This is a genomic window from Acinetobacter sp. ANC_7588 (assembly GCF_056783995.1).
On sequence record NZ_JBWYIU010000006.1, the window covers coordinates 57,987 to 70,941 of the forward strand.

The following is a 12,955-nucleotide window of genomic DNA, read 5'->3' on the forward strand; positions in this document are numbered from 1 at the left end:
CAGTGCTACAAAATTCAGATCGATGACTTAGCCACGGGGATGATGCTGAGCATGAAGTTGTTGCATGCGAATTTGTGCAACATGCGTATAAATTTGTGTTGTCGATAAATCACTATGCCCTAAGAGCATTTGTACCACTCGGAGATCTGCACCATGATTGAGCAGGTGAGTTGCAAAAGCATGTCTTAATGTATGGGGGGATAGCTCTGTAGCTATACCTGCTTGGAGGGCATAACGTTTGATGGCATACCAAAAGTTTTGACGGCTCATAATCCCGCCATGTTGGGTCAGGAATAAGTAATCTGTAGCACTTTTATGGAGTTGGGGGCGAGCTTCTGCTAAGTATTTTTCAATCCATTCCACAGCAATTTGCCCCAAAGGAACTAAACGCTCTTTATTTCCTTTGCCCAAAATTCGCAAAAAACCCTGATTGAGATTGATGTGATCTATTCTTAAATTAATCAGTTCGCTCACGCGTAAACCACAAGCATAAAGGACTTCAAACATCGTGCGATCACGCAAGCCTAACGCTGTGTTTGTATCTGGTGCTTGAATGAGTGATTCAACATCTTGCTCAGATAAATCTTTAGGTAACGCTCGTCCTAACTTGGGTGTTTTGTGCGCTGCTATAGGATTATCTGTTCTTAAATTTTGCTCTCTTAAAAATTTATAAAAAGACCGAAGTGCCGATAAAGTGCGAGCAATTGATCGAGGACTTTTACCTTGTTTGGTGAGCTCAATCAGTACATCTGAAATATCATCATGTGACCATAAGGTCATGGGGCTGGTTAACAGAGTACTGCATTGGACTAAATCTGTGAGATAAGCATTTCGGGTGTGCGGACTAACAGACTGAGCGATTAAATAATCCCGAAATCCGTGTAAGAACGAAAGTTGTTCTGGAATTTGAATGGGGGTAGGAATTCGAGGTTTCTTATTAATCATATGGATATTCGATTGAGAAATTCGATTGATTTAATTGAGATTATCTAATGTAGTGTAATTTTCTATGCATGTCGATGTGTTATAAGAAGATGCGAATCATTCTTGATGAGAGTGCGGTAATAATTCTCATTTGTATGTATACTGTTCAAAATTTTTTAGGGTTAGGTACGGTGCGTTTATCTGATTTGAAAGTCAAACAATCTGCCATCATTACGCAAGTGCATCGCACTGTAGATGGTACTTCTACAGACATGGTGGCAAGTCGTTTAGAAACTCTAGGATTTGTTGCCGGAACTAAAGTACAAGTCATTACGAAAGGACTGTTTGGTGGCGAACCAATTCTCATTCAAGTGGGTTTTACTCGCTTTGCCTTAAGAAAAAATGAAGCAGAAAAAATTGAAATAGAAGGAGTGTCGGCATGAGCGATGCGTTGCGTGTTGCCCTTGTTGGTAATCCTAACTGTGGTAAAACTTCATTATTCAATCATTTGACTGGAACACGCCAAAAAGTAGGTAACTATGCAGGTGTAACCGTTGAGCGGAAAATTGGTCATTTCACGCTAAACTCGGGTAAAGCGGTTCGTGTTTTAGACTTGCCAGGAACGTATAGTTTAGACGCAACTAGTCCAGATGAAGAAATCACCCGTGATGTTGTTTATGGGAAAATTGCGGAAGAAGGTCGTCAAGATGCATTTTTATGCGTTGTAGATGCAACCAATCTTAAGTTGCACCTTGGTTTAGTTTTGGAGTTGATCCAATTGGGTCGTCCAATGCTACTCGTGCTTAACATGATGGATGAAGCTCGTCGTCGTGGAATGCAAATCAATACCCAGAAGCTTTCTGAGCGCTTAGGCATTCCAGTTGTAGAAACAGTTGCTGTACGTCGCTCAGGTATTGAAAACCTGATGAATGCGCTAGATCATGGCAAATATGCTGTTCCTCAAACTGAGCTGACAGGTTTGAAAGGATCTGATCACGACAAAGTTGAAGCGATTGTCAAAGATGCCGTTCAATTTGTTGAATTTGATGATAAACGTTCAGTTTTTCTCGATAAAATCTTTTTGCACCCTGTATTTGGTCTATTCAGTTTAGCGGTGATGATGTTCGTCATTTTCCAAGCAGTTTTTGCTTGGGCGGCACCCTTCATGGATGGTATTGAGACGTTCTTTGGCTGGTTGGGTGAAGTTGTTGGCGAGAATATTGCCCATCCATTACTCAATAGTTTAGTGGTTGATGGAATTATCGCGGGTGCTGGTGGTGTAGTTGTCTTTTTGCCTCAGATTCTCATCTTATTCTTTTTTATCTTGGTGCTTGAAGAATCAGGTTATTTACCCCGAGCGGCATTCTTACTTGATAAGTTGATGTATAAAGCAGGTCTTTCGGGACGTGCATTTATTCCATTACTGTCAAGTTTTGCCTGTGCAATTCCTGGAATCATGGCATCACGGACTATTAGTGATCCAAGAGACCGTTTGACCACGATCTTTGTTGCACCATTGATGACTTGTTCAGCTCGTTTACCCGTCTATGCGTTGTTGATTGCAGCTTTTGTTCCTTCTCAAATGGTTTGGGGACTATTTAACCTTCAAGGTTTAGTGCTGTTCGGTCTATATATGGCAGGGATTGTGAGTGCACTGATCGTATCGTTTGTGTTGAAGTTTTTCCAAAAAGATAAATCTCAACATATGCTATTGATGGAACTTCCAAGCTATCGTTTTCCAGATTTGAAAAATGTGTGGATTGGTTTGCTTGATCGAGCAAAAATCTTTTTAAAGCGAGTCGGTGGAATCATCTTTGCGCTTTCTATTTTATTATGGTTCTTGTGCACATTCCCACAACCACCTGAGGGTGCAACATTACCTGCGATTGATTATTCATTTGCGGGGATGTTAGGTCATTTGATGCAACCAATCTTTGCGCCATTAGGCTTTAATTGGCAGATTTGTATTGCCTTAATTCCAGCCATGGCTGCGCGTGAAGTTGTCGTTGCTGCTTTAGGCACGGTGTATGCTTTGTCTGCTGTTGATGAGGATGCGATGTCGGAAGGCTTGGCATCACTGATTAGTAGTGGTGGGGATTTGGGCTGGTCTTTAGCAACAGGATTATCACTTTTGGTCTGGTTCATTTATGCACCACATTGTTTGGCGACATTAGCGACAGTGAGACGCGAAACAGGTTCTTGGAAGACAGTTGGCTTTATGACCGTCTATTTATTTGGTTTAGCGTACTTTATGTCGTTCTTGACCTATCAAGTCGCGACCAGCGTGTTAGCTTAAATCTGAAGAGTTGAGGAGACTGAGATGATTGAAATTCTAATTATTACGGCATTGGTCCTTTGGAGTGCATTGGTCGTATTCAAAAAGGTTTTTCCACAGACGTCAAATTCAGTCTTTATGAAACTGTCAGATGCTACGGAAAGAAAAGGGTGGAAGGCACTATCAAAGTGGCTTAAACCCAAAATGACTGCTGGATGTGGCGGAAATTGCGCTTGTCCTGTTTCAGACAAGGAAACACCCAAGTTAAACCCTCAAGCTGTGAAATGGAAGTAGTTTACTTCAATAAAAAAACCGCCTAAATTGGCGGTTTTTTTACGCATGGACACAAAATAATGTCAAGATTATGAAATCAAAAAAAGCATTCAAAGCAGCAAAGTGCTAACATTTCGGCAGTTTCTAATTAGACTAAAATATGGGGCAGAAATGTTAATACAGCGTGGTGGATTAAAAGTTGTCGCAGGACTCGGAATTTCGGGTGTTGCTGCGGTAAATTTTCTACATGAAAAAGGCTATCACGTTGCAGTAACAGATTCGAGGACCTCTCCACCTGGACATGATCAAATTCCACCTGAAGTCCAAACTAGCTTTGGGAAATTTGACGAAGAAATGTTGTTGTCTGCTGAGGAAATTATTATCAGTCCAGGGCTTGATCTTAAACTGCCAGTGATTCAAACAGCACTTGCACAAGGCATTCCTGTTGTCAGTGAAATTCAAATTTTACGACGTGCGACTGAAAAGCCTATTGTTGCAATAACAGGTTCTAATGCAAAAAGTACAGTGACCACCTTGATCGGCTTAATGGCGAAATATGCAGGCAAAAAAGTCGCTGTAGGGGGGAATTTAGGACGTCCAGCCTTAGATTTAACCAAAGATGATCCAGAGCTATATATCTTAGAACTATCCAGTTTCCAATTAGAAACTACATCGAACTTAAATGCTGAAGTTGCTGTCGTCTTAAATATGAGCGAAGACCATCTCGATCGTCATGGCGATATGATGGGATATCACACTGCCAAACATCGTATTTTTCAAGGTGTCAAGAAAGTGGTCTTCAATCGGGATGACTCTTTGACACGTCCTTTAGTACCTGATGCAACGCCAATGCAGAGTTTTGGGCTCAATGCACCAGATATGAATCAGTATGGTGTACTCAGAGATACTGATGGCACGATGTGGTTAGCAAGGGGGCGTGAACGTTTATTGAAAAGTTCTGAGATGTATATTCAAGGGACACACAATGTCGCAAATGCACTTGCGTGTTTAGCTTTAGGTGAAGCGATAGGTCTACCATTAGAGGTCATGCTGGAAACTTTGAAAACCTTCAAGGGGTTGGAACATCGCTGCGAATTTGTCAAAGAAGTGCAAGGTGTTCGTTATTATAACGACTCAAAAGGTACAAATATTGGGGCAACCTTAGCAGCATTAGACGGCTTAGGTGCGGCGATCGCAGTACAGAAAGCTAAAGTTGCCATCATTTTAGGTGGTCAAGGTAAAGGGCAAGATTTTACTGCTTTAAGAAAATCATTAACGGAATTTGCAAAACTCGCGGTACTCATTGGTGAAGATGCGCCAGTGATTGAACAAGCAATTCAAGGCACAACCACAATTCTTCACGCTACATCATTAGAAGAAGCAGTAAAATTATGCCAAGCAAATACACAGCAACATGATGTGGTATTGCTTTCGCCGGCATGTGCAAGTTTTGATATGTTTACTGGCTATCCACAACGCGGACATCAATTTGTTGCTTGTGTGAATGCGCTGCACGAAGAACAATAAGGACGAAGATATGGCTGAGTCAGCTCAGACAACGATTGATAAAGTGAATAAAATTTACCAACGTTGGTTACCACGTATTCCAAGTGAAATTACATCAAGGAATGTTCTAATTTTTTGTGTGATTGCACTGCTCTGTATTGGAACGGTGATGGTTGGTTCAGCTTCTATGCCTTACGCTGAAAGATTGCATGAAAATCCATTCCACTATGTCATCCGCCATGCCATATCCATCGTGGTTGCGTTTGTCGCAGCAATTTTGGTTTATCGTGTTTCGTTAAATACCTGGTTTAATAACACATTTCCGTTATGGATGATGACTATGGCATTGCTTGTCGCGGTGTTATTAGTCGGTTCGGAAGTGAACGGTTCGACGCGTTGGATTCGAATCGCAGGATTTACCTTCCAGCCTACTGAAGCTGCGAAAGTGATGATGGCTATTTTTACTGCAGATTATGTTGTCCGTCGGGCAGAAGAAGTGCGGAATAATGTGAAAGGGCTGGCACGGTTAGCAACAGTAATGCTATGTACAGTTGGTTTGATTATTGCTGAACCTGACTTAGGTGCAACGGTAGTGGTTGCCTTAACGATGTTAGGGGTGTTCTTTCTTGCAGGTGCGCCACTAATCCAGTTTGGTATTGCATTGGGTGCCATTATCATGGCATTTGTAGTGCTGGTTGTGTTCGAGCCTTATCGTTTCGAGCGTTTAATGTCTTTTACCAATCCATGGGCAGATCCTTTAGGTTCTGGTTATCAGCTTTCAAATGCGCTTATGGCCTTTGGACGTGGTGAATGGTTAGGGGTAGGCTTAGGCCATAGTATTCAAAAAATGTCTTATCTCCCTGAGGCGCATACGGACTTTATGTTGGCTATTTTGGCAGAAGAGTTCGGTTTCATGGGCATTACGGTTGTTCTCGCACTGTCATTTCTTATGGTGGGTGCGTGTATTCGAATTGGGCATCGTGCCATTCAACATCAATTCTTGAGAGCGGGTTATTTGGCTTACGGGATTAGCATTATTTTTGTTCTGCAAATTATGGTAAATGCTGGCATGAATATGGGGCTGCTCCCAACAAAAGGTTTAACTTTACCATTTATTAGTTATGGTGGTTCATCTCTGATTATGTGTGCTGTCATGGTCAGTTTAATGCTGAAAATTGAAGCAACAACCCAAGAAAAGAATCAGGCTAAGGAAGTATCTAGCTTTTAAAATACACGATTGTATCTTAAGCATTCAAATCTGATGATGGTGGAGTACTATTTTGCTGCAACACCATTGTTGGCATATGTGTGCCACAGTTTAAACAGGTGACTTGACCAGATTTGGGTTTTGATAGTGGAATCAATGGAATAAAAAATAAAGAAAAATAATTGCGTTGTTGTTTAATTTCATAATTGCTATGTGTACGACAGACTGGGCATAGAAATTGCCCCTTTTCCGTTTTGATGGTTTTAGGTCCTACCCCAAAAATAAAAAACATAATGAACTCCTGATTAATCTATTTAAATGGAATTCAAAAACATTTTCAGCTGAATAACAAGCATGATTCTGTATGGACACTATTCAAAAACACCTTGTATGGTGGTGCCAACTGGAATTTTCTTACGATCCCATTGTTGAATTGCTTGTAGAAGCATGCGATTTGGTTGATCTAGATCAACTGGATCTTGTCCTAATGCATGAATAGCTTTGTTCAAGAGTTGGGGGGCTTGGGTGAGATCAAGTGCTACAGCTAAATTTTGCTTAGAAAGCTTTGTACCATCTTTATTCATTGCTAGGGGCAAATGCATATACTGAAGTTCAGGGTAGCCCAATAATCGCCCTAACCAAATTTGTCGTTCAGTGTTATCCAGCAAATCAGCACCACGCACAACATGAGTCATTCCTTGTAGATAATCATCCACAACCACGGCGAGCTGATAATTAATAATACCGTCGCGACGTTTAAGAACAAAATCTCCTAATTCATTGGTCAAATTAGAGCAATGCTGACCTTGTAAAAGATCCTCAAAACAAATCAACTCGTCTGATGTTTTAACCCGAATGGCTTGTTGATCGTGTGGTAGTTTTAAATCGCGGCAAGTACCGCTATAGATATGATTAGAGCCTAAGATTTTGCGTGTACATTGGCAGGCATAGGTGAGGTCACGTTGCTGAAGATCATTTAAGACAGATTCATAGATGTTTAAACGGTCTTTTTGAAAGATAATTTCGTCATCAAAATCGAAACCGAAAGCTTCAATACATGACAAGATATGTTCTTCACTACCAGGATATATGCGAGGGATGTCTGTATCTTCAATTCGTACAACCCATTTGCCTGCATGAGATCTTGCTTCACAATAGCTTGCAACAGCTGTAATGAGTGATCCAAAATGAAGAGGGCCGGTTGGCGATGGCGCAAACCGACCCACATAAGCCATCCTGTTGTCCCCCTCCTTTATCAAAGGAGGGGTTAGGGAAGGATTATTAAATAACATGATTAACCGTTATTTTGTTTCTCTTTAATTTCAGCTAAAGTTTTGCAATCAATGCAAAGCGTCGCTGTTGGACGAGCCTCTAAACGACGTAAGCCAATTTCGATCCCACAGGTTTCACAGAAACCATAGTCATCATTTTTGATTGCTTCGATAGATTGTTCAATTTTGCGAATTAACTTGCGTTCACGGTCACGAGTACGAAGCTCAATCGCAAACTCTTCTTCTTGCGTTGCACGGTCATTTACATCAGGCAATGCAGTATTTTCATCTTGCATTGTATTTAATGTTCGATCCACTTCTGACATTAACTCGTCTTTCCATGCCAATAAAATTTGACGGAAATGCTCAAGTTGACCTTCAGACATGTATTCTTCATTTTTTTTCGGCTGATAAGGCTCGATGCCAAATAGACTCGCTGTAGTACCGCCTTCGGAAGTCTTTGGCTTGGTCTTACGCACGCGTTTTACTTTTTCAGCAACTACGTTGTTTTCTTCCAAGACTTGATTTTGGTTGTCATTCGCCATAAAGGGCATTCCTCATCATATGCGTGTTTGCGTACGCAAAAAATATGGTGATATGCAAGTGTTTTTATCGCTTCCGATAGATTGTTGCTATCGGGGGCGTCATCATATAGATTTTTTATCAAAGATGAAAGCTATGAATATCTGTTTTGGACTGTTCAGATTCCATTCGGACAGATAACTTAATCCAAAACACTTTAAAAGAAAAGCTAATAACCTGAAATTTCTTTATTAATATTTTGCGCAAAATTTTGTAGGCGATGAACACGTGTTTCAAAGCTACCATCAGCTTTCAATAGCAGGCTGCGATAGCCTGGTGCAAGGTCATCAAAGGCAAAATCTTCAGTCTTTGGTTTAAACTGAACAGAGGTAGAAGGCGTTGATAAAAATTGAATATTTTTCCAGACATTCAACGAATCTTGGTGCACATGTCCAAAGATCACTGCTTGAATGTGTTGATATTCTGCCATGATCTGTGTCAATTGATCTGAATTTTTTAAGATGTGTCGATCAATCCACTTGGAATTCATTTCAAGTGGGTGATGATGACACGCCAAAATGACTGGGTGCTGCTGTGTTTCCTGAAGAATCATTGATAAATGATTCAATTGTTCTGCTTTAATCCAACCATCTACTTTGTGGGGCACAGCACTATTTAATAGGACGATTTTCCACGTTCCGAAAGTTAACACGGCCGGTATAGGATCAGGCGCTGCAAAAGGAAAATATTCGGCATCATCATGATTGCCTGGAATTTGATAAAACGGAATATTCAAATTTTTCATGAAACTCAAATATCGCTGATAAGTTGCCTCATGTGGTACCTGTGCCAAGTCACCTGTATGAATAATCGCATCAATGTCTTGATAGCGATTTAAAATATCATTGATCACTGCATGAAAACTTTGTTCAGGATTTATCTGAACAAACGGCGTGTCAGGATGATCCATGAGATGGGTATCGGTAATTTGGATAATGAGCTGATCATTTTTATTCTGTTTGATTAAAGGCGTCATAAATTACCTCAGCGCTATAGAGGTAGTAGCAATGTGCTGTTTGAGCCATTGCAGAGCCATGATGACAGGTGCATTACACAATCGTTTGGATGCCAATAATGGTTCAAGATCTGAATAAGCTAAGATATGCAGTTGGATATTCTCACCTTCATCTGGCATACCATGAATACCGCCTTGCTCAGGAAGATCTGCTTCTGCAACATACAAATGAAAAACTTCATCGCACGCACCAGCAGAAGGATAGAAGGTAAATAAATGTTCCAGATTACGAATTTCACAACCAGATTCTTCTAAACTCTCACGCTGAATACATGTTTCAGGTGATTCATCGCCATCTAATACGCCTGCAATGATTTCTAGTTGCCATGGGGAGATAGGATCATCGATTGCACCAATTCGAAATTGTTCAATCAGTGCAAAGCGCTTGAGCGCATCATTGTAGATGAGTACACCAGCAGCTTCTTTACGATGCACTAATTCACGATGAATTGTTGGGGTATAAGTATTCTCACCAAATAAACGATGTGTGATGCTCACTTTCTCTATACGAATGAATCCTTGATAAAGGGATTCGCGAGAATGGACCTTAAAATCTTTATTATTGTAGGTGGCTTTTTCAAGAATTTTCATTCGTATACGTTAGGACAAAAATTTATTTCATCCTAACTGAGATTGCATTAAAGAAAAACAGGTTTTTTAATTTTTACAGCTTCTGATACAACTTTTGTCCTTGCTTATGATACTCATTTTTCATCGCGTTGAGACCTGATTCAATCTCTTGATTTAACTTGAGATCTAGATTATCAGACTGCTGATTTTGAGCGTATTCACGCACATTTTGGGTAATCTTCATTGAGCAAAATTTAGGTCCACACATCGAACAGAAATGCGCTGATTTATGTGCCTCTTTAGGCATGGTTTCATCATGCATACTACGTGCTGTATCAGGATCTAAACTTAAGTTAAATTGATCTTCCCAACGAAACTCAAAACGTGCTTTTGAAAGCGCATTATCACGGACTTGAGCACCTGGGTGTCCTTTGGCGAGGTCTGCAGCATGTGCTGCAATTTTATAGGTAATAATGCCATCTTTGACGTCCTTTTTATTGGGTAGACCTAAATGCTCTTTAGGTGTTACGTAACAAAGCATCGCTGTTCCATACCAACCGATCATGGCTGCACCAATTGCTGAAGTAATATGATCATAACCAGGTGCAATATCTGTTGTTAATGGTCCTAATGTATAAAAAGGTGCTTCTTTGCAAACCTCAAGTTGTAAATCCATATTTTCTTTAATCATATGCATAGGAACATGACCAGGACCTTCAATCATGACTTGCACATCGTGTTCCCAAGCTCGATGGGTTAATTCTCCTAATGTACGCAGTTCGGAAAATTGGGCTTCGTCATTGGCATCTTGAATGCACCCAGGGCGTAAACCATCACCTAAGCTGAATGAGACATCATAGGCTTTCATGATCTCGCAGATTTCATCAAAATGGGTGTATAAGAAATTTTCTTTATGATGTGCAAGACACCACTGTGCCATGATTGAACCGCCGCGTGAAACGATGCCCGTTAAGCGATTGGCTGTGAGAGGAACATAGCGTAATAAAACACCAGCATGAATCGTGAAGTAATCAACCCCTTGCTCAGCTTGTTCGATTAAAGTGTCTTTAAAAATTTCCCATGTAAGATCTTCTGCTATTCCATCCACCTTTTCTAATGCTTGATAAATCGGAACAGTTCCAATAGGTACAGGGGAGTTTCGAATAATCCACTCGCGTGTTTCGTGAATATTTTTACCCGTAGATAAATCCATGATGGTGTCAGCACCCCAACGTGTTGCCCATGTCATTTTTGCCACTTCTTCATCAATGGATGAACCCAGTGCTGAGTTGCCAATATTGGCATTGATTTTCACTAGGAAATTTCGTCCGATAATCATCGGTTCGAGTTCAGGATGATTGATATTGGCAGGAATAATGGCACGACCTGCAGCGACTTCTTGGCGTACAAATTCGGGTGTAATTTCTAATAAATTTTTTGCACCAAAGTTTTGACCAACATGTTGGCGAGTATCCACACCTTCGCGCTGTTTTTGGTTTTCTCGAATCGCAATGTATTCCATTTCAGGCGTGATAATACCCTGCTTAGCATAATGCATTTGCGTAACGTTATGTCCTGGTTTAGCTCGACGAGGTTTCTGGATATGTGCGAAACGAATGCCAGCTGTACGAATATCTTGAAGACGTTCTCGCCCAAATTTTGAGCTTAATGTCGCGAGTTGTTCTGTATCTGCGCGCTCTTCAAGCCATGTATCTCTGAGGTTTGGTAGGCCTCGATTTAAATCAATTTGAATCTCAGGGTCGGTATAAACACCTGAAGTGTCATACACCAAAATGGCAGGATTATACTCACCGCCTAAGCCCGTTGGTGTATCGGAGAGTGCAATTTCACGCATGGGTACGCGAATATCTGGACGAGAACCTTGAACATAGACTTTTTTTGACGCTGGTAAAATGCGGGTGAGATCTTGAGCATCTTGCTCATGTTGAGCAGAGAGATCTGTATTTGAAAGATTCGTTAATTGGTTCATTGCAATGATCCTTATGAATGACATCAACGAATCAAGCACGACCAAAAACGGTGGCGGAATTATCCTGAATGAATAACCTAGAACAAAGTTTTTAGATGGCTTGATTCCTACGCAGGTATTAACCTGATCAGGTTCAACGGTACTCACCATCAAAACAATGTTTTAGGTGATCTCAGCGAGTTATTACTCGCGCTCCGTCAAGCGATGCCAAAATATTAACATATAAAGTCCGATTAAAGTCATCAGACTATGATGCATAACAAATTGCGTCTTTAAAGCAATTACGACGATTTTCAAGATCAACAGTTTTTAAGTTTAAATAGTGACTTAGCTGTATAAGAACTTGCGGATTTTGATCAGTCTGATTTGAAGTTAATTTACTTTTTTGTTGTGAATCCAGTTCGATAAATTTTAAGAAAAGTCTCGCTTGATCTGCTAAACGACTATTTTTCATATTTGCGAGTTGTTCGATTTCAGTTAAAGCATCGGGTGCAATTTCAACACGTCCTTCAAAATCATGAGAAACAGGATCATGTTTGAGACCTTTAAATAATAAATTTGAATAAAAATGATAAAGGTACTCTGCATCTAAACGGAAACTGCTTTGAGGATATTTTTTTAGATAATTTTCCCAATACTGGGCACGTCTAGAAATCTCTTTTGCTTCAAGATGAAAATGAGGATCTTCAAATTGTGCTTGCTGATTTTGTTCAGCAAGTTCTTGCATAAATGCTTGTTCTGCCTCAGGGAAATAGGGGGCAAATACTCGTGCTAAATAATATGGGTTTCTTTGATAGGTTGCTTGGTGGTTAATATCGACGAGATCAATATACGCTTGACCTTTATGCCGAAGTAAATATTGATCTCGTGGATGTAATTTTTCAATTTGTGATTGTTGAATCGTCGGAAATTGCGACTGGCCATGAGCATATAAATCAAAAGCTTTTTGCTGATCAGCTGATCGATCTATACTTAAGAAATTTCTATACATGATGTCTGCCAAACCGATCAATTCTTTCTGTTCCTGAAAGGGCATTAAGGGAAGACAAAGTCGAATATCTTGATTGATTTGCTCAATGGCGAATGTAGTCCGTTGAGCAGTTATCCCGAGCATTTCTTTTTTGAGTTTTTGACAAATGAGGTTGAGATCAGGTGTGGTGTTCTGGTTTTGGGTTGGGTTTGGAGATTCAGTAGGTATTTCTTCGGAAATCGGTTTTTGACATGCAGTTAAGCCAAGACTTACGACCATAAGAGTCAATAATTGACGAATAGGCTTAAACGTGTGCAAAAATGACTTCATTGAGATATCAAAATACAGTTAAAGTGTGAAATGAGGCGCAAA

At 40.3% G+C, this 12,955-nt stretch carries 13 protein-coding genes and 1 riboswitch; of the genes, 5 read left to right on the top strand and 8 right to left on the bottom strand.

All coding sequences use genetic code 11. From position 1 onward, the window contains the following. Nucleotides 1–27: 27 nt before the first annotated feature. Complete coding sequence (xerD, locus tag AC1M9J_RS07420) at nt 28–945, bottom strand: site-specific tyrosine recombinase XerD (RefSeq protein WP_481596102.1); 918 nt, start codon at nt 943–945, stop codon at nt 28–30. A gap of 170 nt (nt 946–1,115) precedes the next feature. On the opposite strand from xerD, the gene AC1M9J_RS07425 reads away from it, so the two are divergent. The 5 genes from AC1M9J_RS07425 (at nt 1,116) to ftsW (ending at nt 6,206) form a co-directional block, all read left to right on the top strand. Then, nucleotides 1,116–1,367 carry a FeoA family protein gene (locus AC1M9J_RS07425; protein ID WP_481591514.1) on the top strand — a complete coding sequence of 84 codons (252 nt, stop codon included), beginning with the start codon at nt 1,116–1,118 and terminating at the stop codon, nt 1,365–1,367. Next, entirely contained in the window at nt 1,364–3,220 is a 1,857-nt protein-coding gene (gene feoB / locus AC1M9J_RS07430) for a ferrous iron transporter B (RefSeq protein ID WP_481613091.1), read from the top strand. Before AC1M9J_RS07425 ends, feoB begins: the two co-directional genes overlap by 4 nt. 24 nt (nt 3,221–3,244) lie before the next feature. Further along, on the top strand, nt 3,245–3,493 hold the full coding sequence (locus AC1M9J_RS07435; RefSeq protein ID WP_035263913.1) for a DUF6587 family protein: 249 nt from the start codon (nt 3,245–3,247) through the stop codon (nt 3,491–3,493). Between the two features lie 150 nt (nt 3,494–3,643). After that, complete coding sequence (gene murD, locus AC1M9J_RS07440) at nt 3,644–4,999, top strand: UDP-N-acetylmuramoyl-L-alanine--D-glutamate ligase (protein WP_481596104.1); 1,356 nt, start codon at nt 3,644–3,646, stop codon at nt 4,997–4,999. Nucleotides 5,000–5,009: 10 nt separating this feature from the next. Continuing rightward, nucleotides 5,010–6,206 carry a putative lipid II flippase FtsW gene (gene ftsW / locus AC1M9J_RS07445; protein ID WP_035263915.1) on the top strand — a complete coding sequence of 399 codons (1,197 nt, stop codon included), beginning with the start codon at nt 5,010–5,012 and terminating at the stop codon, nt 6,204–6,206. Between the two features lie 16 nt (nt 6,207–6,222). Here the strand turns inward: ftsW and AC1M9J_RS07450 are convergent, their stop codons facing one another. The 7 genes from AC1M9J_RS07450 to AC1M9J_RS07480 all read right to left on the bottom strand — a co-directional run bounded on the left by AC1M9J_RS07450 (nt 6,223) and on the right by AC1M9J_RS07480 (nt 12,913). Further along, a complete protein-coding gene (locus AC1M9J_RS07450) occupies nt 6,223–6,477 on the bottom strand; it encodes a zinc-ribbon domain-containing protein (protein WP_481589171.1) in 255 nt (84 codons plus the stop codon). 79 nt (nt 6,478–6,556) lie between these two features. Then, nucleotides 6,557–7,420: a tRNA glutamyl-Q(34) synthetase GluQRS gene (gene gluQRS, locus AC1M9J_RS07455; protein ID WP_481952099.1), complete on the bottom strand. Its 864-nt coding sequence runs from the start codon at nt 7,418–7,420 to the stop codon at nt 6,557–6,559. A 59-nt stretch (nt 7,421–7,479) separates the two neighbouring features. After that, on the bottom strand, nt 7,480–8,001 hold the full coding sequence (gene dksA, locus AC1M9J_RS07460) for an RNA polymerase-binding protein DksA (RefSeq protein WP_035263919.1): 522 nt from the start codon (nt 7,999–8,001) through the stop codon (nt 7,480–7,482). Nucleotides 8,002–8,207: 206 nt separating this feature from the next. Then, nucleotides 8,208–9,014, bottom strand: coding sequence for a 3',5'-cyclic-AMP phosphodiesterase (cpdA, locus tag AC1M9J_RS07465; RefSeq protein WP_035263920.1), 807 nt, complete (start codon nt 9,012–9,014; stop codon nt 8,208–8,210). Nucleotides 9,015–9,017: 3 nt separating this feature from the next. After that, a complete protein-coding gene (locus AC1M9J_RS07470; protein WP_035263922.1) occupies nt 9,018–9,644 on the bottom strand; it encodes an NUDIX domain-containing protein in 627 nt (208 codons plus the stop codon). A 73-nt stretch (nt 9,645–9,717) separates the two neighbouring features. Next, entirely contained in the window at nt 9,718–11,613 is a 1,896-nt protein-coding gene (gene thiC, locus AC1M9J_RS07475; protein ID WP_481591483.1) for a phosphomethylpyrimidine synthase ThiC, read from the bottom strand. A gap of 87 nt (nt 11,614–11,700) precedes the next feature. Next, a riboswitch (TPP riboswitch) is annotated at nt 11,701–11,820 on the bottom strand. 40 nt (nt 11,821–11,860) lie between these two features. Beyond that, on the bottom strand, nt 11,861–12,913 hold the full coding sequence (locus AC1M9J_RS07480) for a hypothetical protein (RefSeq protein WP_481952100.1): 1,053 nt from the start codon (nt 12,911–12,913) through the stop codon (nt 11,861–11,863). Nucleotides 12,914–12,955: the final 42 nt, after the last annotated feature.